We start from the raw sequence: 17,638 nt of genomic DNA on the forward strand, positions 1-17,638 counted from the left end.
ACTTCTGCCCCTGAGGAAGACTATCGGATACTTGCGTCGGATTCCACCCGGCTTTGGACAAAGCGGGGCGGAATATCGATCCATTGATGCTATCAATCCCGGCGGGGCTGGGGAATGTGTCAAATTGCCGCATTGGCGGCCCGAACCACCGGAATCCTGGAATCCGCCGCGATGAATTCAAGCCCCTTGACCAGTATCCCCACACCCGCCGCGTTGGCGGCGGACGCCCGGCAAAACCTGCGCTGGCTGTTCGTGCTGCGGAACCTCATGATCCTGGGCGAATGCCTGATCGTGTGGATCAGCATCTACGGCCTGGATTTCCCGCTGCGGGAAGCGCCCCTGTGGGGCATCGTGACCCTGTTGTGCGCCTTCAACTGGTGGACTTGGCTCCGGCTGGGTTCCGAAGACCCCATCGCCGAGTTCGAGCTGTTCATCCAGTTGTCGGTGGACGTGCTGGCGATCACGGCCATCCTCTATTTCACCGGCGGCGCGACCAACCCGGTCGCTTGGTTCTTCCTGTTGCCGCTCATCATCACCGCCACCGTGTTGCCGCAATCCTATACCTGGTACATGGTGATCTTCGCTTCCGGCTGTTATACGGTCTTGATGGGCTTTTACGAGCCCTTGCCGGAAATCCATGCCATGACCTTGCAAAACGACGCCGGCCATATGATGCACGCGCTGTCGGAGAACCACGGGCTGGAACTACACGCCTTCGGGATGTGGTTCGGCTTCGTGTTCAGCGCGGTGCTGGTGGCCTATTTCGTGGTGGAGATGGCGAACACCTTGCGCGAACGCGACCGCCGCCTCGCCGAGGTGCGCGAGCAAAGCCTCCGCAACGAGCGGGTGGTGGCCTTGGGCACGCTGGCGGCGGGGGCCGCGCACGAGATGGGCACGCCGCTCGGCATCATGGCGATCCTGATCCACGAGATCGAGGGCGACTGCGATTGCGAGGGCGGGGCCGACCTCATGGCCAAGATGAAAATCCTGCGCGAGCAAGTGGACCGCTGCAAGAAGGCGCTGTCGGTGATGTCGGCCAGCGCCGGGGAAATCCGCGCCGAGGCCGGGCATGTCATGCCCTTGACCGCGTACCTGGAACAAACCGTCGAGGGCTGGCGCCACCAGTCGCCCGGCACCCGGCTGGACTATCAAAGCGCCGGTCCCATCCCCGCCCCCGGCATCCTGGCCGAACTGACCCTGACCCACGCCCTCATCAACATCTTGAACAACGCGGCGGAGGTTTCGCCCGCCGGGATAGAATTGGAGGCCCGTTGGGACCGGGAACGCGCGACCTTGAGGATCATGGACCATGGTCCCGGTATCGCGCCCGCCGTGGCCGAGCGCTTGGGCAAGGCGCCCGTTTCGACCAAGGAGCAGGGCTTGGGCGTGGGCTTGTTCTTGGCTTTCGCCACTATCGAGCGTTTGGGAGGCCATATGGATATGGCGGCCCGCCCTGGCGGCGGCACCTGCACGACGATCATCTTGCCTTTGGTTCCTGGTTAGCCGGAGAGGATTGGGTATGGAAGAGCAGATCGAAGAGGAATTGGAAGCCGCGCTGGACGAGGCCGACAGCCATCTGCCCACGCTGCTGTTGGTCGATGACGATCCGACCTTTTGCGGGGTCTTGCAATCGGCCTTGGCGAAACGGGGGTTCGAGGTCCACACCGCCAACGATGTGGAAGGCGGGGCGGCCCTGGCCGAGCGGGTCGATCCCGAATACGCGGTGATCGATCTCAGGATCGGCTACGAGTCCGGGCTGGTGTTGGTGCGGCGGCTGCACGAACTCGACGCCAATACCCGGATCGTGATGTTGACCGGCTTCGCCAGCATCGCCACGGCGGTCGAGGCCATCAAACTGGGCGCGGTACATTATTTGACCAAGCCCGCCGACGCCGACGAGATCGTCGCGGCCCTGCACAAGGACGCGGGCGACGCCTCCGTCGAGATCAAGGAAAAGCCGCTGTCGGTGCGGCGCTTGGAATGGGAGCATTTGCAGAAGGTGCTGGTCGAACATAGTGGCAATATCTCCGCCGCCGCCCGCGCCTTGGGGATGCACCGCCGGACCTTGCAGCGCAAGCTGGAAAAGCGGCCGGTGAAGGAATGAGACCGCAGTGACGGATTGCGTCACTTCGTGACCGCGGGCAACGCCGTTTCTTGCCAGCCCCGGCGTCCATCGCCTCCCAAGCCCTTTAATTCCGCGCCCGGATGGGTTGGCATCGTTCATGCTCACTGTAAGCCCGAGGGCCGGATGGCCTAATGATCGACGGTTTCCCCGGTTTGTTTTATTTTCAAAATCCAAAGGAGTTCATATGAACGTTAAAGCGCAGGTGCAAAAGGGTTTCACCCTGATCGAATTGATGATCGTGATCGCGATCATCGGTATTTTGGCGGCGATTGCGTTGCCGGCTTATCAGGACTACACCACTCGTGCAAAGCTCTCCGAAGTGGTATCCATGGCAGAGCCCGCTAAAGTTGCGGTTGCTGAAACCGCACAGACACTTGGTGGCTTGGCTAATGTCACGGCGACCAATACGGGTTATACCTTTGCCAATGCGACGAATTATGTTAGCGCGGTTACCGTTGGTGCAGGGGGCATTGTCACGGCTACCTCCAAGGTTCCTAATGCTAATGGTGACCTGCTCTTTACTCCGGCTGAAGCTACCGCTGGATCTGGCTTGCTTACATGGGCATGTACATCTACTACTATAAGTGACAAGTTTTTGCCGGCTAATTGCCGTACCGGCTATGTGGCAGGCCAATAAACTACCCATTGGATTGATGCTCAGCGAAGAACCGCCCTACGGGGCGGTTTTTTTTGGAGTTGTATTGCGCGATGTAAGGGTTAAGGGTATATGTAGAATGTTGAGGCAAAAAACAGGTGTGTCCCGTTGGAAAGCTTTTACCATCCATCTTGCTATCAGCGTATTGGTTGTTGCTTCGTTGTGTACGTTATTGTCTCTAACTTGGTATCCGCAGGAGTATGCCTGGGCTATAGGAGGAATGGAACTTATCCTGATTCTTGCGGGCGTCGATGTCTGTTTAGGGCCATTGCTGACTTTGATTGTCTGGGATGTGAAGAAGCCCAAACTCTGGTTGGATATGGCAATTATTGTATTGATTCAACTGAATGCTATGGGGTACGGGCTGCGTACTATTTATTTGGCTCGACCCGTGTACATGGTTTTCTCTGTGGATCGTTTCGATTTAGTGGCCGTGCCGGATATATCAATGGAGGAAATGAAGAAATTTTCCTATGAGGAATATAAAACGTTGCCTCTGACTGGGGTGAAAGTTGTAGCTGCAAAGATGCCGACTGATGTTACCGAAAAGAATGAATTGATGTTTTCCGCTCTTGCGGGGGGGGCCGATCTTCCACAGTCGCCCCATTACTATGCTCCCTACGCTGAATTAGCCCCCGAAGCCGCCCGCAAAGCCAAGCCGCTGGATGCCCTAACCCAACGCGACGCCGCCACCCGCGATAAACTGTCCGCCTATCTTTCCAGCCACGACCTCGACCCGGCCAAGGTCAAATTCCTTCCCATGCGCGCCAAGGCCCACGACCAGACGGTCCTGGTCGATGCCGATACCGGCGCGGTGCTGGGCATCGTCAACATCGATCCTTGGGTCCAATAAGCCCAAGCGAGGCTATTCCTCCCCGCGTCCGCCGCCCGCCTGCTAAAATGGCCGACCTCGTATTCCATCCGGCCTTACCCATGAACCACCGTACCGCGGAAGTAGAACGCAACACCTCCGAAACCCAAATCCGCATCCGCCTCGACCTCGACGGCGGCGGCAAGGGCGTCTTCGATACCGGCGTGCCCTTCCTCGACCATATGCTCGACCAAGTCGCCCGCCATGGCCTGATCGACCTCGATATCCGGGCGCGGGGCGATCTGCATATCGACGCCCACCACACGGTCGAGGATATCGGTATCACCCTGGGGCAGGCCGTGGAACGGGCGGTCGGCGACAAGCAGGGCATCCGCCGTTATGGCCATGCCTATGTGCCCCTGGACGAGGCGCTGTCCCGCGTGGTCGTTGATTTTTCGGGGCGTCCAGGGTTATCTTACGATGTCACTTTCCCCCGTGCCCGGATCGGCGATTTCGATGTCGATTTGTTTGGCGAGTTCTTCCGGGGCTTCGTGAACCACGCCAAGCTGACGTTGCACATCGACAGTCTGAAAGGCCAGAATGCACACCATGTCGCCGAAACGATCTTCAAGGCGTTTGGCCGCGCCCTGAGAATGGCTTTGGAAGCCGATCCGCGTATGCAAGGCACCATCCCTTCCACCAAAGGCACCCTCTGACCGACTCCCGCCCATGTCTTCCGTCGCCATCATCGATTATGGAATGGGGAATCTGCACTCCATCGCCAAGGCCGTCCAGCACGCCGATCCTTCCGCTGCCGTGGTCGTGACCGACCGGCGCGGAGCCATATTGGAGGCCGACCGGGTGGTGTTTCCCGGCGTCGGGGCCATCCGCGATTGTATGGCGGCGCTGGAGTCGCGGGGCCTCGCCCAGGTGCTGCGCGAAGCCGCCGCCACCAAGCCCTTGCTGGGCATCTGCCTGGGGATGCAGGCTTTGCTGGACGCGAGCGAAGAGAACAACGGCACCGCCTGCTTGGGCCTGATTCCGGGCCGCGTCCTGCGCTTCGCCGATACCCTGCGCGACCCGGCCGGGCACGCCCTGAAAATCCCCCACATGGGTTGGAACGAAGTCTTCCCGCAGGGCGATCACCCATTGTGGGCGGGCATCGCGCCGGGCAGCCGCTTCTATTTCGTCCATAGCTATTACGCCCGGCCCGCCAATGGGGCCGATGTCGCCGCCACGGCGAACTATCCCGAGCCCTTCGCGGCGGCGCTGGCCCATGGCAATATCTTCGCCGTGCAGTTCCACCCGGAAAAAAGCCAAGCCGCCGGCTTGCGCCTGCTCGCCAATTTCCTGCGCTGGCATCCCGAATCCTAAGCCCTCCCATTCGCTAACCATCCCCTGTTGAGGATTTCCCCATGCTCTTGATACCTGCTATCGACCTGAAAGATGGCAAGTGCGTCCGCCTGCGGCAGGGCCGCATGGACGAGGATACGGTGTTCTCCGACGATCCGGTCGCGGTGGCCGGGAAATGGGTGTCGGAAGGCGCGCAGCGCCTGCACTTGGTGGACTTGGACGGCGCCTTCGCCGGGGTGCCGCGCAACGCCGAGGTGATCCACGCCATCCGCGCCACCTATCCCGAGGTCAGGATCCAGGTCGGCGGCGGTATCCGCGACGAGGAGACCATCCAGGGTTATCTCAACACCGGGGTGGATTACGTCATCATCGGCACCAAGGCGGTCAGCGCCCCGCATTTCATCCGCGAGGTGGCGGCGGAATTCCCCGGCCATATCATCGTCGGGTTGGACGCCAAAGAGGGCAAGGTCGCCATCGATGGCTGGTCCAAGTTGTCCCACCACGATGTGATCGATCTGGCGCAGAAATTCGAGGACGACGGCGTCGAAGCCATCATCTATACCGATATCAGCCGCGACGGCATGATGGGCGGGGTGAATGTCGAGGCCACGGCCCGGCTGGCCCGCTCGATCCGCATCCCGGTCATCGCCTCGGGCGGCATCCATACCATCGCCGATATCCACGCCCTGGGCCAGGTGGTCGGCGATGGCATCATGGGGGCGATCACGGGCCGGGCCATCTATGAAGGCACCTTGGAATTCGCCTCCGCCCGCAAAATCGCCGAGCAATACTGACATGCTAGCCAAGCGCATCATCCCCTGCCTCGACGTGGACAATGGCCGGGTGGTCAAGGGCGTCCGGTTCGTGGAAATCAAGGACGCCGGCGATCCGGTGGAAATCGCCCGCCGCTACGACCGGGAAGGCGCGGACGAAATCACCTTTCTCGACATCACCGCCAGTTCCGACAACCGCGAAACCATGGTGCATGTGGTGGAGCAGGTCGCGGGCGAGGTGTTCATCCCGCTGACCGTGGGCGGCGGTATCCGCACCCTGGAAGACATCCGCCGCATGTTGAACGCCGGGGCCGACAAGGTCGGCATCAACACCGCCGCCGTGTTCCGGCCCGAATTCGTGCGCGAAGCGGCGGAGCGCTTCGGTTCGCAATGCATCGTGGTCGCCATCGACGCCAAGCAGGTGGCGGAAGACCCCAAGCGCTGGGAAATCTTCACCCACGGCGGACGCAAAGCCACCGGCCTCGACGCCGTCGAGTGGGCGCGGCGCATGGTGGAATACGGCGCGGGGGAAATCCTCCTGACCAGCATGGACCGCGACGGCACCAAGCAGGGTTTCGACCTGGACTTGACACGGGCCATCAGCGAGGCGGTGCCGGTGCCGGTGATCGCTTCGGGCGGGGTGGGCAATCTCCAGCATCTGGCCGACGGCGTCACCCAGGGCAAGGCCGACGCGGTGCTGGCCGCCAGCATTTTCCATTTCGCCGAATACAGCATCCGCGAGGCCAAGGCACACATGGCCGCCCAAGGCATCGAGGTGCGGCTATGAGCGCGTGGTTGGACGAGGTGCGCTGGAACGAAGACGGCCTGATTCCCGCCATCGCCCAGGAAGCCGCCACCGGGCAAATCCTGATGGTGGCCTGGATGAACCGTGAAGCCCTGGCACTGACCGCGCAGGAAGGCCACGCGGTCTACTGGTCGCGCTCCCGCAAAAAACTCTGGCGCAAGGGCGAGGAATCCGGCCATCGCCAGAAGGTGCTGGAAATCCGCCTGGACTGCGACGAGGACGTGATCCTGCTCAAGGTCGAGCAAATCGGCGGCATCGCCTGCCATACCGGTCGCCACCATTGTTTTTTCCGGGTGCTGCGCGGGGGGCGCTGGGAAACGGTGGAGCCGGTGTTGAAATCCCCCGAATCGATCTACACGGCGTGAAGCGATGGACGTATTGACCGAACTGGCCGCTGTCCTGGAACAGCGCAAAACCCAAGACCCCAAATCCTCCTACGTGGCCGGGCTTTACGCCAAGGGCTTGGATGCCATCTTGAAGAAGATCGGCGAGGAGGCCACCGAAACCGTGATGGCCGCGAAGGACGGCGTGCCCGACAAGATCGTCTACGAAGTGGCCGACCTCTGGTTCCACAGTATGGTGTTGCTGGCCCAGCAGGGTTTGCACCCGGATCAAGTCCTCGATGAGCTACGGCGGCGCTTCGGCCTTTCGGGGCTGGACGAAAAAGCCGCCCGTTCCCCCCAATAAAACCCGCCCGCCGCGGCATCCGCTGGATGCCGCCCCCTCCCGTAGCATTTGGCCGATACCGTGTTTTCCCTGCATGGTTCACAGCCCGCATCCGGCTGAAATCCGATTACACTTGGATTAAAGTAAACATATTACATCCCATCACTCAAAGGTCGGTCTCCCTTTCGACCGCAAGGACGCTTTTAACGGGCAATCATCCATGAAAGCAAGCACATATTTCAGTCCCATGGGCGGGCAACAATTAGGCGTCATGGTCCCAGAACCCACCCTTTCGGGGGTTTCCGTCTGGCTCGCGGAACTGCCCCTCGCCAATACGCCCTATTGCTTCGATGCGATCGAGGCGGCCTTGGAATCCTTCAACCATAGGCCGGAGTTGCCGATATGGGTCCGGGTGGAACTGGCCGAGTTGCTCAGGCCCATGGTGCTGATGCTGGCGCAGCAGGCCGAAGCCCGTTTCCTGGACGCGGCCCTGCCCTATGCCGCCGAAGCCGAACGGTATATCCACCAAGGCATTGGTTTGCATAGGGAACTGGGCATGGGCTATGTGTTGGCGGCGTTCGACGCGGTGGGGTCGTCCCGCCGTGGCAGGGCCGAAAACGCCCAGGCGCTCGCCCTATACCGCGCCCTGGAACATTGGGGACAGGTGTTGCTGTGGACTTCGCGGCTTTACCGCCCGGTGGACGAAGCCTATTGGTTGATCCTGTACCGTTTGTACCGGGTCGCCGAGGCGCGGCGGACGCTCGATCTGGTGTTCGACGAAATGGACGAGCCCGCGCCCTGCCGCACCGCGGGGGGCGTGTTCATCCGGAGCGTGTTGTTCGCGGCGGCGAATACCCGGCGCTTGCGGCAGCGCGATATGGGACTGGTGTTCAAGCTGCTGGGCCAATGGGTGGACCGGGTGGGGTTCGGCACGGAAATCGTCCGCGACGGGCAACTCGCCGAAATCTATATCGATGTGGGCGGGTCGCTCCCGCCCGCCCGCACCCGGCTCCCGAACGGTTTCGAGGTCAGCGAACCGCGTTTCCTCCATACCCAGTCGTTGGCCAACACTTTGTTGGAGCCCGAGGTGGTGCTGGGCAAATCCCCGCACGAGCGGGCGGTATTGATCCGGGTGGCGCGCAGCCTGGCCGGCTTGGAAAAGCGCCGCTATGCCCGCCGCGCCGAGTCCGATAGGTGCGGGTGCGTGGCGGGTTTGCCGTCCTTGGTGGCGGCTTTGGGCGGGCGGCCGGACTGCGGGCCGGACGATTCCGCTCCGTCCGGGGCGGCGCTCGAATTGATCCGGGAGAGGCATGAACGGTCGCCCTCCGCGGACGGGAACATCGAAGCGCGGCTGTCGCGGAGCGAGGTGGGCCTGGGCAAGCTGCTGGCGAGCCGGCGGAAGGGCGTGGCGGCGGTCCGCGCCGAGGATATCTGGTCGGTCGATCAGGAATCCGCCATGGCCCCGGAGGCCGTCCCGGTGATGGTCGAGGGCCGGATCGTCAATTCCAGCGCCCAGGGCTGCTGCATCTTTTGGTCGGCGCAACCGGCGGCGCGGACCAAGGTGGGCGAATTGATCGGCCTTTGGCTGGGCACGCCCGAGCGGCAACTGCGTTTCATCGCGGTGATCCGCTGGGTGGAATGCGGCAAGCAGGGCTTGACCTTCGGGGTGGAACTATTCGCGCCTTCCGCCGAGGTGGTGGAGATTTACGACGGCGCTTCCAAGCCCAGGGGCAAGGCTTTGCTGCTCGCCGCCGACGGTGTGCTACGCAAGGGCCCGGAATTGCTGGCCTTGCCGGGCGCGGTGCGGCAGGGCGGGACCGTCCGGGTGCGGGCGGGCGGGGAACTGGCCCACTATTGGGTGAGCGAGGAATTGGAAGCCACGCTTTCTTTCGCGCGTTACAGCTTGGTGGAATTGGATTCCGGCGGCGAAGACGCCTGAACGCCAGGGGTCCGGCCCGGTCCGGCTTTGCGCTATCATGTCCGGGAACCTCGACGGTTCCAACCGCATGCTTAGCAGCAAGGGGAATACAATGGCGGTCCAGAATTTTCACGGCATCGAACCCAGATTGGGCGCGGGGGTTTATATCGCCGAAAGCGCCGTGGTCATCGGGGATGTGGGCTTGGGCAGGGATGTGTCGATCTGGCCGACGAGCGTGGTCCGGGGCGATGTGAACCTGATCGAGATCGGCGACGAAACCAATATCCAGGACGGTTCCGTGCTGCATGTCACCCATCGCAGCGCAGCCAATCCCGAGGGCCATCCGCTCATCGTCGGCAACGGGGTCACGGTGGGGCACCGGGTGGTGCTGCATGGTTGCCGGATCGGCGACCTGTGCCTGATCGGCATCGGGGCCATCATCATGGACGGCGCGGTGGTGGAGGAACGGGTGATCGTCGGGGCGGGCACCCTGGTGCCGCCCGGCAAGCGCCTGGAAAGCGGTTTCCTGTACGTGGGCGCTCCCGCCAAGCAGGTCCGCACGCTTAAGGACGAGGAACTCGAATATCTCAGTTATTCCAAGGATGGCTATGTCTTGCTCAAGAACCAATACCTGCGCGATGCCGGGTTGGCGCTGTCCTAGGCCGCCAAGCCCCGCCCGGCGTTCAACGCCGCGATGACGGGCCGGGTCGCGGGGCGCACCCCGCGCCATAGCTCGAAAGCCACGGCGGCTTGTTCCACCAACATCCCGATGCCGTCCACGCTCAGCGCCGCGCCCGCCGCGCCGCCCCAGCGCACGAAGGGCGTGGGTTCCTTGCCATAGGCCAGGTCGTAGCAACTTCCCCCCGCCGCCAGGATGCCGCCGGGCAGGTCCGGCACCTCGCCGCCCAGGCTGGCGGCGGTGGCGTTCAGGATCAAGTCGAAGCTTTCCCCCGCCAAGTCCGCGAAACCGCGGCCCACGACCGGGCCGAGGTCGCCGAATTCCCCGGCCAGGATTTCCGCTTTCGCCACCGTGCGGTTGGCGATGACCAGCCGTCCCGGTGCCAGCGCCAGCAAGGGGGCCAAGACGCCCCGACCGGCCCCGCCCGCGCCCAGCAGCAGGACGCGGCGTCCGCCGATTTCCAGTCCCAGGTTTCCGGTCAGATCGCGGACCAAGCCTTCGCCGTCGGTGTTGTCGCCGAATACCGCGCCGTCGGGCCGGAGCGCCAAGGTGTTGACCGCCTTGGCCCGCGCCGCCCGTTCGCTGAGGCTGTCGGCCCAGGCGAAAGCCAGTTCCTTGAGCGGCACGGTGCAATTCAAACCCTTGCCGCCCGTGGCGAAAAACTCCCGCACGGCGGTCTCGAAAGCCTCGGCGGGTACGTCCTGGGCGGTATAGGTCAGGCTTTGCCCGGTTTGCGCGGCGAACAAGGCGTGGATGCGCGGCGATTGGCTATGGCCGATGGGATGGCCGAAGACGGCGTAGCGGTCTGGAAAGGTCATGTGGGGTTAATCGTTCGAGTCGTTGGAGGGAGGACGGGATAGCCCGTAAAACACCAGGGCGCCCAGGGTGAACAAGGGCAGGAAAATCGCGGTGCCATGGACCGCGAGTTGGAAGGCGAGGACGCGGACCGCCATCGTGCCCTGGATGTCGGCCACCGTAGGGAGTGAAACCAGGACCGCGGCGATCAGGGCGGCCAGCGCGGCCAGCGATCCGAGGAGGTAACGTCCCCGGTCGTCTTGCCAGGACGGGGCCGGAGCGGGTTGGGCACGCAACCAAGCCCGGTAACAGGCCAGCAAGATCAGGGTGCCCGCCACTGTGCTGAATTGTTGCAGCAGGGCGTATACGGGAAATTCCGTTCCGCCTATCCGCATGGATTCCCGGAGCCACGCCAGCTTCGCGACCACCCAGCCGTCACGGTGGGTGAGCGAGTCCCAGCCGGTGTGGGTCCAGGCCCCCAGGACCACCGAGACGGCCAAAGCCACCCACTCGCCGGGACGGCTGGGTCCGGGGGCTTGCGTCAAGGGCCAGAGCGCGGCCCGGTGGGGTTGGGGCAGGGCGTGGCACAGCGGCTTGCGGAGCCCATAGGCCAAGCCATACAGGCAGAGGCCCGAGGGCAGGCCGACGAGCAAGCTACCCGCTCCGGTATGGGCGAGGGTGGCCCAATCGAAGCGCTGGAGGTAGTAGCCGAGATCCGGGCTTAGGCTCCCGGCCACCAAAGCCCCGCAGCGCAGCCAGGCGGGGCAATAAGGCCACAACGGCAGGACGGCGGCGGGATGGGCGAAGGTCCACGGCATCGGCGGGTCGGCGCTACGCTTCGCGCAGCCACTGCGCCACATCCTTGGCGTAATAGCTGAGGATGGCGTCGGCCCCGGCCCGCTTGAGCGAGAGCAAGGCTTCCAACACGGTCTTGCGCTCGTCCAGCCAGCCGTTCTGGGCGGCGGCCTTGAGCATGGCGTATTCGCCGCTAACTTGGTAGGCCAAGGTCGGCACGCCGAATTCGTCCTTGATGCGGCGGATGATATCGAGATAGGGCAGGCCCGGTTTCACCATCACCATATCCGCGCCTTCGGCGAGGTCCAGCGCCACCTCGCGCAGGGCTTCGTCGGAATTGGCCGGGTCCATTTGATAGCTATATTTATCGCCCCCGGCCAGATGGGCGGCGGAACCCACCGCGTCGCGGAAGGGACCGTAGAAGGCCGAGGCGTATTTGGCGGAATAGGCCAGGATGCGGGTATTCACTTGGCCTTGGGCTTCCAAGGCGGCGCGGATCGCCCCGATCCGGCCATCCATCATATCGGAGGGGGCCACGATATCCGCGCCCGCCGCCGCATGGGACAGCGCCTGCTTCACCAGCACCTCGACCGTGGCGTCGTTGACCACGTAGCCTTGCCCGTCGATCAAGCCATCCTGGCCGTGGGTGGTGAACGGGTCCAGCGCCACGTCGGTCATCACCCCCAATCCCGGCACGGCCTGCTTGAGGGCGCGGACGGCGCGTTGGGCCAGCCCCTCCGGGTTGTGGGCCTCGGCGGCGTCCAGGGATTTGAGTTCCGGCGGCGTCACCGGGAATAGCGCCACCGCCGGGATGCCCAGCGCGTGGGCGGCGGCGCATTCCTCGACCAGGAGGTCGATGCTGAGGCGTTCGACGCCGGGCATGGAGGCCACGGCCTCGCGGCGGTTCCCGCCTTCCAGCACGAACAAGGGATAGATGAGGTCGTCCGGGGCGAGCCGGGTTTCGCGCATCAGGCGGCGGCTGAAATCATCGCGCCGCATCCGGCGTAATCGGGTTCGGGGGTAGAAAATGCTATGATTCGATGGCATGTCGGTCCGGGCGTTCGACCGGGGCGGGGACTCGGTAGTGTATCCCGGCCTCTCGGGTTATGATAAAAAAGATCAAAGGTTTAGAGTTTCAGGAGTTTATAAATGAAATTTACCAAATCTTCCTTCGGCTTGGCGAGTTGGGCCGGTGTGCTTGGGCTGTTGCTGGGTCTGTGCGCCGCGACGGTACGGGCGGAGGAAGGCTTGCTCCCGCCGCAAGTGGTGATCCAAAAGACCGCCGACCAATTGCAGGTCTCCTTGCAAAAGCCCGAATACAAATCCGATTTCCGCAAAGCCACGGCCCTGGTCGACCAGATCATCGAGCCGCAAATCGACTTCGACCGGGTGTCGGTCTTGATCCTCGGCAAGCTCTGGAAGACTGCCAGCCCGGAGCAAAAGGACCGCTTCAAAAAGGAATTCCGCCTCTTGCTGGTGCGCACCTATACCACCGCCTTCACCGAGTATGCCGATTGGAAAATCCGGTATCTGCCGCTGGAAATGAATCCCGCCGATAAGAAGGTGATGGTCCGCACCGAAATCCTCCAATCCGGCGCCCAGCCCGTGGGCGTGAACTACCGCATGATTCTGGAGGGCAGCCAATGGAAGGTCTACGATGTGCTGATCGAGGGGGTCAGCCTGTTGCAGAACTACCGCTCCAGCTTCACCGAGGAAGTCGCCCGCACCGGCTCCCTCGACCAACTCATCGCCCACCTCACCGAGCGCAACGCCGCCGCGCTGAAAGAGCCGGTCGGCAAGAAAGGCTCATAGCCAATCCCTGGGCCGCAGGAAGTCCCGGTACAAGGCTTCCTCCGGGCTGCCCGCCTCGGGTTTCCAGTCATAACGCCAATGCGCCACTGGCGGCAGCGACATCAGGATGGATTCGGTCCTGCCGCCCGACTGTAGCCCGAACAACGTCCCCCGGTCGTACACCAAGTTGAATTCCACATAGCGCCCGCGCCGGTAGAGCTGGAACTCCCGTTCCCGCGCACCGTGGGGCGTGGCTTTGCGTTCCCGCACGATGGGCAGGTAGGCCGGCAGGTAATGGTCGCCCACGCTGCGGAGGAAGGAGAAGCTGCGCTCGAAGCCCCCTTCGTTCACATCGTCGAAGAACAGCCCGCCCACGCCCCGCGTCTCGCCCCGGTGCTTCAGGAAAAAATACTCGTCGCACCAGCGCTTGAAGCGGGGATAGACCTCCGGGCCGAAGGGTTCGCAAGCGGTCCGAGCCGTCCGGTGCCAATGCGCGGCGTCTTCCTCGAACGGGTAATACGGCGTCAGGTCGAAGCCGCCGCCGAACCACCAGACCGGGGCTTCGCCCTCTTTCTCGGCGATGAAGAAGCGCACATTGGCGTGCGAGGTCGGCACATAGGGATTCAAGGGGTGCACCACCAGGGACACGCCCACGGCCTGGAAGCCACGCCCGGCCAGTTCCGGCCTGTGCGCGGTGGCGGAGGGCGGCAGGGTCTTGCCCGCGACATGGGAGAAATTCACCCCGGCCTGCTCGAAGGTTTGGCCGCCCGCCATGACACGGGTCCGGCCCCCGCCGATGCCGCTGGCATAGGTCCAATTGTCCTCCTGGAAGCGGGCTTCGGGTTCTTCCGTTTCCAGGGCGGCGCAAATCCGGTCTTGTAGGTCGAGCAAATAGGTTTTGACGGCGGCGAGGTCCGGGGTATTCATGCGCTGGGCTCCTGGCTGTGATGCGATGGGGTACGCGCCGCGTACCGCCCGGCGCATGGTACGCGGCGGCGGGCCGAATGGCTATCATGTTGCTTCCGCTTTTTAGATGGTAGCCCTGCCGCGATGATCGATAGCCCCGAACTTGCCGCCTACGCCACGCTGGCCGAAACTTTCCCCGAACCCGTGTTCCGGCCCTGGTTGGAATCGTTGCCCGCCCAACTCGCCCGCGCCTTTGCCGCCGACCACCACGGCGATTGGCCGCGCTGGCGCGAAGTCCTGCGCCGCTTGCCGCCCATCCAACCCGCCTGGGTCAATTTGAACGCCGACGCCGTCCAACTTAAAGGCCGGGCCGACGCGGCGGCGGAATTGGCCTTGATCGAAACCCTGCTGCGGGAACTGCATCCCTGGCGCAAAGGGCCGTATGACGTGCTGGGCATCCCTATCGACACCGAATGGCGCTCCGACCTGAAATGGCGGCGGCTGGAATCCGCCATCCAGCCCTTGGCCGGGCGCACCGTGCTGGATGTGGGCTGCGGCAATGGTTATCACGCCTGGCGCATGGTCGGGGCCGGGGCCGGACGGGTGATCGGTATCGATCCCACCTTGCTGAGCGTGGCGCAATTCCTGGCGATCCGCCATTTCGCGGGGGATTTCCCGGTGTATGTGCTGCCGGTGGGCATCGACGATGTACCGCCCAACCTCGGGGCGTTCGACACGGTGTTCTCGATGGGCGTGCTTTATCACCGCCGCTCGCCCTTGGATCATTTGCTGGAACTCAAGGGCTGTATGCGAGAGGGGGGGGAACTGGTGCTGGAAACCTTGGTGATCGAGGGCGGGGCCGGGCAGGTGTTGGTGCCGGAGGACCGCTATGCCCGGATGCGCAATGTCTGGTTCATCCCGTCCTGCCCGACGCTGGAAGGCTGGTTGAAGCGCTGCGGCTATCGCAATATCCGCTTGATCGACGTGACCCCGACCACGGCGGAGGAACAGCGCTCGACCGATTGGATGCGGTTCCAGTCCTTGCCGGATTGCCTCGATCCCGCGAATCCGGGCTTGACGGTCGAGGGCTTGCCCGCGCCGAGAAGGGCGGTGTTTTTGGCGGAGGGGCCGTAGCGGCGGGGTTGGACGGGCCGATTCACACGCCAGCAACATAAGCCGGTTAGCGTGCCCCTCCCACCGGCTTGGCCCGCACAGGTTCCCATGTCCCCCGATCCACGCTTCCGCCCGCTCGAAAGCCTGCTCCGGCAACACCTCGATAATTCCATCGCCTGCGGCCAGGAACTCAAGCGCTTGTTCGGCCACCTCGACGCGCCCCAAGCCCATATCGCCGAGATCAGGCGCATGGAGGAGTTCGGCGACCGGCTCACCGCCGAGGCCCACCGCGCCCTGGAAGACCCCCCCTATTCCGAACTCATCCACCTGACCCAGCTTTGGGTCAAGCACCTCGACGATATCATCGACGGACTCAACAACACGGCGCGGGTCATCGATATCTTCACGCCGGAACGGGCCGAGCCGGACGCCCAGCGCATCCTCGCGATCATCCTGGAGATGGCGGCGCGGCTCGCGGTCGAGGTGTGGCGCTATCCCGGCAATACCCTGGACGGGGTGCGGGACTGCCGGGAAGCGCTCAAGCGCTGGGAGGAAGAAGCCGACGCCATCTATCACGAATGGCGCAAATCGCACCGGCGGCATAGTTCGCTGTCGCTGATTTCTGAGCTGGATTGGACCGAAATCCTGGGACTCCTGGAAGCCACCACCGACGCCTGCTACCACTCGGCGGTGTTGTTGGAGCGGATCACCCGCCACCATCTGCGGCAAGCCGCGTCCTGAGTCCGGCGAGCGTCCACCCTGTGGCGGCTGGTATGCTTGCGGGCCTCGAGCCGCTACCCGCCACCCGCCATGAGCAAAGACCAACTGTTCCGCGCGCCCCAGCCCATCGCCGGGGATTTCAATTTCGGCCAGGAAACCGCCCTGGTGTTCGACGATATGCTGGACCGCTCCGTGCCCTTCTACGCCGAGCTACAGCGCATGATCGGCGAAATCGCCGCCGACTTCGCCGCCGAGGGCAGCCGTTTGTACGATCTCGGCTGTTCCACCGGCACCACCTTGCTGTGCCTGGACCGGATGGTGCCGCCGGGCGTGGCCTTCGTCGGGGTGGATGCTTCGCCCGAGATGCTGGAACAGGCCCGCCAAAAATTGGCCCGCCATGGTCTGGCCCGGCCTTGCGAACTGGTCCGGCAGAACCTCGATCAAGGCGTCGCCCTGGTCGATGCCTCCGTGGTCGTCATGAACCTGACCCTGCAATTCGTCCGCCCCCTGCACCGCGACCGTTTGATCGCCGCCATCGCCCAGGGCACCCGTGCCAACGGTTGCTTGATCCTGGTGGAAAAGGTGCTGGGCCAGGATTCGACCCTGAACCGGCTGTTCATCAAATACCATTACGATTTCAAGAAGCGCAACGGCTATTCCGAATTGGAAATCGCCCAGAAGCGGGAAGCGTTGGAAAACGTGCTGATCCCCTATCATTTGGAGGAAAACCGCGAACTCCTGCTCCGCAATGGCTTCAGGACTTGCGATGTGTTTTTCCGTTGGTATAACTTCTGCGGGATGCTGGCGATCAAATAAGCCCGGCAACACCATGGATGGCCCGCCCCGCGGTTCCGAACCTCCATCCCACCACGCGAACGCCTATGTCCACCGCCGAGAAATCCTCCGCGCGCAAAACCCCCTTGCTCAAGGGCACCCTGGTCATGTGGAACGACCTGAAAGGTTTCGGGTTCGTGCGCCCGGAACCCGCGGACGGCGACCAGGACGACCATTTCATCCACATCACCGCCTTCAAGAAGGGCATGAGCCGCCGCCCGGAAATCGGCGACGCGGTACGCTTCCGGCCCGACGACAGCGCCGAGGCCGGGGACAAGAAGCGGGCGGCTTTCGCCCTGATCGAGGGTATGGACTACGAACACCCGGAGCCCAAGCCGTTCTCCCTGGCGCCCAAGCCCCGTTCCCTGTTGACCAACCTGTTGATCCTGACGCCCTTGATGCTGTCGTCCTATACGCTGTGGATGGCCCGGAACCCGCTGCCGTTCTTTTCCTACTGCATCTTCAGCCTGATTACCATCATGATCTACGGGGCCGACAAAACCCATGCCGCCACCCGTCGCTGGCGGGTCCCGGAAAACTACCTCCTGGTCCTGGAACTCATGGGCGGCTGGCCGGGCGCCTTGGTGGCCCAGAACCAATTGCGCCATAAAACCCGGAAATCGACCTATAAGATTCTGCTGCATACCATCGTCGCCGCGCATTTGCTGGGCTGGGCCGTCTATCTGTATTGGAAGCTCCACCTCCAAACCGCCTGAAACCGGCCGCGGTTTTTGCGCGTCTTGCCAAAGCCGGGCTTGGGAATAAGCGAAATATCCCTTTATGGCGCACGATCCGCAGGGGGCGGCAAACCCCTGCTGCCGGTTCCATCCAGCCTGTGGATATTCGCGGGATGGATTATCCCGGCGGACGCCGCCCCCAGCGGCCAAACTCTGGGTTAA

21 protein-coding genes are annotated in these 17,638 nt (G+C 63.3%); 17 read left to right on the plus strand and 4 right to left on the minus strand.

All coding sequences use genetic code 11. The features are described from left to right. Positions 1-171: 171 nt before the first annotated feature. From K5658_RS02425 to K5658_RS02480, 12 genes are all read left to right on the plus strand, one after another. Positions 172-1,503 carry an ATP-binding protein gene (locus K5658_RS02425; protein WP_221065404.1) on the plus strand — a complete coding sequence of 444 codons (1,332 nt, stop codon included), beginning with the start codon at positions 172-174 and terminating at the stop codon, positions 1,501-1,503. Between the two features lie 16 nt (positions 1,504-1,519). Then, positions 1,520-2,104, plus strand: coding sequence for a response regulator transcription factor (locus K5658_RS02430; RefSeq protein ID WP_221065405.1), 585 nt, complete (start codon positions 1,520-1,522; stop codon positions 2,102-2,104). A 205-nt stretch (positions 2,105-2,309) separates the two neighbouring features. After that, complete coding sequence (locus tag K5658_RS02435; protein WP_221065406.1) at positions 2,310-2,762, plus strand: pilin; 453 nt, start codon at positions 2,310-2,312, stop codon at positions 2,760-2,762. A gap of 97 nt (positions 2,763-2,859) precedes the next feature. After that, positions 2,860-3,633: a TfpX/TfpZ family type IV pilin accessory protein gene (tfpZ, locus tag K5658_RS02440; protein ID WP_221065407.1), complete on the plus strand. Its 774-nt coding sequence runs from the start codon at positions 2,860-2,862 to the stop codon at positions 3,631-3,633. A gap of 80 nt (positions 3,634-3,713) precedes the next feature. Further along, a complete protein-coding gene (gene hisB, locus K5658_RS02445) occupies positions 3,714-4,307 on the plus strand; it encodes an imidazoleglycerol-phosphate dehydratase HisB (RefSeq protein WP_221065408.1) in 594 nt (197 codons plus the stop codon). A gap of 13 nt (positions 4,308-4,320) precedes the next feature. Next, positions 4,321-4,965 carry an imidazole glycerol phosphate synthase subunit HisH gene (gene hisH, locus K5658_RS02450; protein WP_221065409.1) on the plus strand — a complete coding sequence of 215 codons (645 nt, stop codon included), beginning with the start codon at positions 4,321-4,323 and terminating at the stop codon, positions 4,963-4,965. 41 nt (positions 4,966-5,006) lie between these two features. Beyond that, positions 5,007-5,738, plus strand: coding sequence for a 1-(5-phosphoribosyl)-5-[(5-phosphoribosylamino)methylideneamino]imidazole-4-carboxamide isomerase (gene hisA, locus K5658_RS02455; protein WP_221065410.1), 732 nt, complete (start codon positions 5,007-5,009; stop codon positions 5,736-5,738). Between the two features lies 1 nt (position 5,739). Next, the gene (gene hisF, locus K5658_RS02460) at positions 5,740-6,504 is read left to right on the plus strand and encodes an imidazole glycerol phosphate synthase subunit HisF (RefSeq protein WP_221065411.1); all 765 of its coding nucleotides are present in this window, start codon (positions 5,740-5,742) and stop codon (positions 6,502-6,504) included. Continuing rightward, complete coding sequence (gene hisI / locus K5658_RS02465; RefSeq protein WP_221065412.1) at positions 6,501-6,887, plus strand: phosphoribosyl-AMP cyclohydrolase; 387 nt, start codon at positions 6,501-6,503, stop codon at positions 6,885-6,887. Before hisF ends, hisI begins: the two co-directional genes overlap by 4 nt. 4 nt (positions 6,888-6,891) lie before the next feature. Then, positions 6,892-7,209, plus strand: coding sequence for a phosphoribosyl-ATP diphosphatase (locus K5658_RS02470; RefSeq protein ID WP_221065413.1), 318 nt, complete (start codon positions 6,892-6,894; stop codon positions 7,207-7,209). A gap of 199 nt (positions 7,210-7,408) precedes the next feature. Continuing rightward, positions 7,409-9,127 carry a hypothetical protein gene (locus K5658_RS02475; protein WP_221065414.1) on the plus strand — a complete coding sequence of 573 codons (1,719 nt, stop codon included), beginning with the start codon at positions 7,409-7,411 and terminating at the stop codon, positions 9,125-9,127. A gap of 91 nt (positions 9,128-9,218) precedes the next feature. After that, on the plus strand, positions 9,219-9,767 hold the full coding sequence (locus K5658_RS02480) for a gamma carbonic anhydrase family protein (protein WP_221065415.1): 549 nt from the start codon (positions 9,219-9,221) through the stop codon (positions 9,765-9,767). Here the strand turns inward: K5658_RS02480 and aroE are convergent. Genes aroE through hemB form a run of 3 tightly spaced genes read right to left on the minus strand, consistent with a single transcriptional unit; the run spans position 9,764 to position 12,422 of the window. After that, positions 9,764-10,603, minus strand: a complete 840-nt coding sequence (gene aroE / locus K5658_RS02485; protein ID WP_221065416.1) for a shikimate dehydrogenase — start codon at positions 10,601-10,603, stop codon at positions 9,764-9,766. The two genes, K5658_RS02480 and aroE, sit on opposite strands and share 4 nt — an antisense overlap. Positions 10,604-10,609: 6 nt before the next feature. Next, positions 10,610-11,398: a DUF4184 family protein gene (locus K5658_RS02490; RefSeq protein WP_221065417.1), complete on the minus strand. Its 789-nt coding sequence runs from the start codon at positions 11,396-11,398 to the stop codon at positions 10,610-10,612. 13 nt (positions 11,399-11,411) lie between these two features. Beyond that, on the minus strand, positions 11,412-12,422 hold the full coding sequence (hemB, locus tag K5658_RS02495; protein WP_343223288.1) for a porphobilinogen synthase: 1,011 nt from the start codon (positions 12,420-12,422) through the stop codon (positions 11,412-11,414). A 102-nt stretch (positions 12,423-12,524) separates the two neighbouring features. Here hemB and K5658_RS02500 point away from each other — a divergent pair, with 102 nt between their 5' ends. Next, positions 12,525-13,187, plus strand: coding sequence for an MlaC/ttg2D family ABC transporter substrate-binding protein (locus tag K5658_RS02500; protein ID WP_221065418.1), 663 nt, complete (start codon positions 12,525-12,527; stop codon positions 13,185-13,187). On the opposite strand, the gene hemF is transcribed toward K5658_RS02500, so the two are convergent. Next, the gene (gene hemF, locus K5658_RS02505; RefSeq protein ID WP_221065419.1) at positions 13,182-14,093 is read right to left on the minus strand and encodes an oxygen-dependent coproporphyrinogen oxidase; all 912 of its coding nucleotides are present in this window, start codon (positions 14,091-14,093) and stop codon (positions 13,182-13,184) included. The genes K5658_RS02500 and hemF overlap by 6 nt on opposite strands. A 123-nt stretch (positions 14,094-14,216) precedes the next feature. Between hemF and cmoB the strand changes: the two genes are divergently transcribed. The 4 genes from cmoB to K5658_RS02525 all read left to right on the plus strand — a co-directional run bounded on the left by cmoB (position 14,217) and on the right by K5658_RS02525 (position 17,455). Then, the gene (gene cmoB / locus K5658_RS02510) at positions 14,217-15,206 is read left to right on the plus strand and encodes a tRNA 5-methoxyuridine(34)/uridine 5-oxyacetic acid(34) synthase CmoB (RefSeq protein ID WP_221065420.1); all 990 of its coding nucleotides are present in this window, start codon (positions 14,217-14,219) and stop codon (positions 15,204-15,206) included. Positions 15,207-15,293: 87 nt separating this feature from the next. Then, positions 15,294-15,926, plus strand: a complete 633-nt coding sequence (locus K5658_RS02515; protein WP_221065421.1) for a DUF47 domain-containing protein — start codon at positions 15,294-15,296, stop codon at positions 15,924-15,926. A gap of 69 nt (positions 15,927-15,995) precedes the next feature. Further along, complete coding sequence (cmoA, locus tag K5658_RS02520; protein ID WP_221065422.1) at positions 15,996-16,721, plus strand: carboxy-S-adenosyl-L-methionine synthase CmoA; 726 nt, start codon at positions 15,996-15,998, stop codon at positions 16,719-16,721. Between the two features lie 65 nt (positions 16,722-16,786). Then, positions 16,787-17,455: a DUF1294 domain-containing protein gene (locus K5658_RS02525; RefSeq protein ID WP_221065423.1), complete on the plus strand. Its 669-nt coding sequence runs from the start codon at positions 16,787-16,789 to the stop codon at positions 17,453-17,455. The last annotated feature ends 183 nt before the right edge of the window (positions 17,456-17,638 follow it).

Origin of the sequence: Methylomagnum ishizawai, from assembly GCF_019670005.1 — a bacterium.
Classification (GTDB): Bacteria; Pseudomonadota; Gammaproteobacteria; order Methylococcales; family Methylococcaceae; genus Methylomagnum; species Methylomagnum ishizawai.

Bases quoted from the DNA above. Each gene is read 5' to 3' on its own strand.
- K5658_RS02425 (WP_221065404.1), top strand. From the start codon at position 172: ATGAATTCAAGCCCCTTGACCAGTATCCCCACACCCGCCGCGTTGGCG.
- K5658_RS02430 (WP_221065405.1), top strand. From the start codon at position 1,520: ATGGAAGAGCAGATCGAAGAGGAATTGGAAGCCGCGCTGGACGAGGCC.
- K5658_RS02435 (WP_221065406.1), top strand. From the start codon at position 2,310: ATGAACGTTAAAGCGCAGGTGCAAAAGGGTTTCACCCTGATCGAATTG.
- tfpZ (WP_221065407.1), top strand. From the start codon at position 2,860: ATGTTGAGGCAAAAAACAGGTGTGTCCCGTTGGAAAGCTTTTACCATC.
- hisB (WP_221065408.1), top strand. From the start codon at position 3,714: ATGAACCACCGTACCGCGGAAGTAGAACGCAACACCTCCGAAACCCAA.
- hisH (WP_221065409.1), top strand. From the start codon at position 4,321: ATGTCTTCCGTCGCCATCATCGATTATGGAATGGGGAATCTGCACTCC.
- hisA (WP_221065410.1), top strand. From the start codon at position 5,007: ATGCTCTTGATACCTGCTATCGACCTGAAAGATGGCAAGTGCGTCCGC.
- hisF (WP_221065411.1), top strand. From the start codon at position 5,740: ATGCTAGCCAAGCGCATCATCCCCTGCCTCGACGTGGACAATGGCCGG.
- hisI (WP_221065412.1), top strand. From the start codon at position 6,501: ATGAGCGCGTGGTTGGACGAGGTGCGCTGGAACGAAGACGGCCTGATT.
- K5658_RS02470 (WP_221065413.1), top strand. From the start codon at position 6,892: ATGGACGTATTGACCGAACTGGCCGCTGTCCTGGAACAGCGCAAAACC.
- K5658_RS02475 (WP_221065414.1), top strand. From the start codon at position 7,409: ATGAAAGCAAGCACATATTTCAGTCCCATGGGCGGGCAACAATTAGGC.
- K5658_RS02480 (WP_221065415.1), top strand. From the start codon at position 9,219: ATGGCGGTCCAGAATTTTCACGGCATCGAACCCAGATTGGGCGCGGGG.
- aroE (WP_221065416.1), bottom strand. From the start codon at position 10,603: ATGACCTTTCCAGACCGCTACGCCGTCTTCGGCCATCCCATCGGCCAT.
- K5658_RS02490 (WP_221065417.1), bottom strand. From the start codon at position 11,398: ATGCCGTGGACCTTCGCCCATCCCGCCGCCGTCCTGCCGTTGTGGCCT.
- hemB (WP_343223288.1), bottom strand. From the start codon at position 12,422: ATGCCATCGAATCATAGCATTTTCTACCCCCGAACCCGATTACGCCGG.
- K5658_RS02500 (WP_221065418.1), top strand. From the start codon at position 12,525: ATGAAATTTACCAAATCTTCCTTCGGCTTGGCGAGTTGGGCCGGTGTG.
- hemF (WP_221065419.1), bottom strand. From the start codon at position 14,093: ATGAATACCCCGGACCTCGCCGCCGTCAAAACCTATTTGCTCGACCTA.
- cmoB (WP_221065420.1), top strand. From the start codon at position 14,217: ATGATCGATAGCCCCGAACTTGCCGCCTACGCCACGCTGGCCGAAACT.
- K5658_RS02515 (WP_221065421.1), top strand. From the start codon at position 15,294: ATGTCCCCCGATCCACGCTTCCGCCCGCTCGAAAGCCTGCTCCGGCAA.
- cmoA (WP_221065422.1), top strand. From the start codon at position 15,996: ATGAGCAAAGACCAACTGTTCCGCGCGCCCCAGCCCATCGCCGGGGAT.
- K5658_RS02525 (WP_221065423.1), top strand. From the start codon at position 16,787: ATGTCCACCGCCGAGAAATCCTCCGCGCGCAAAACCCCCTTGCTCAAG.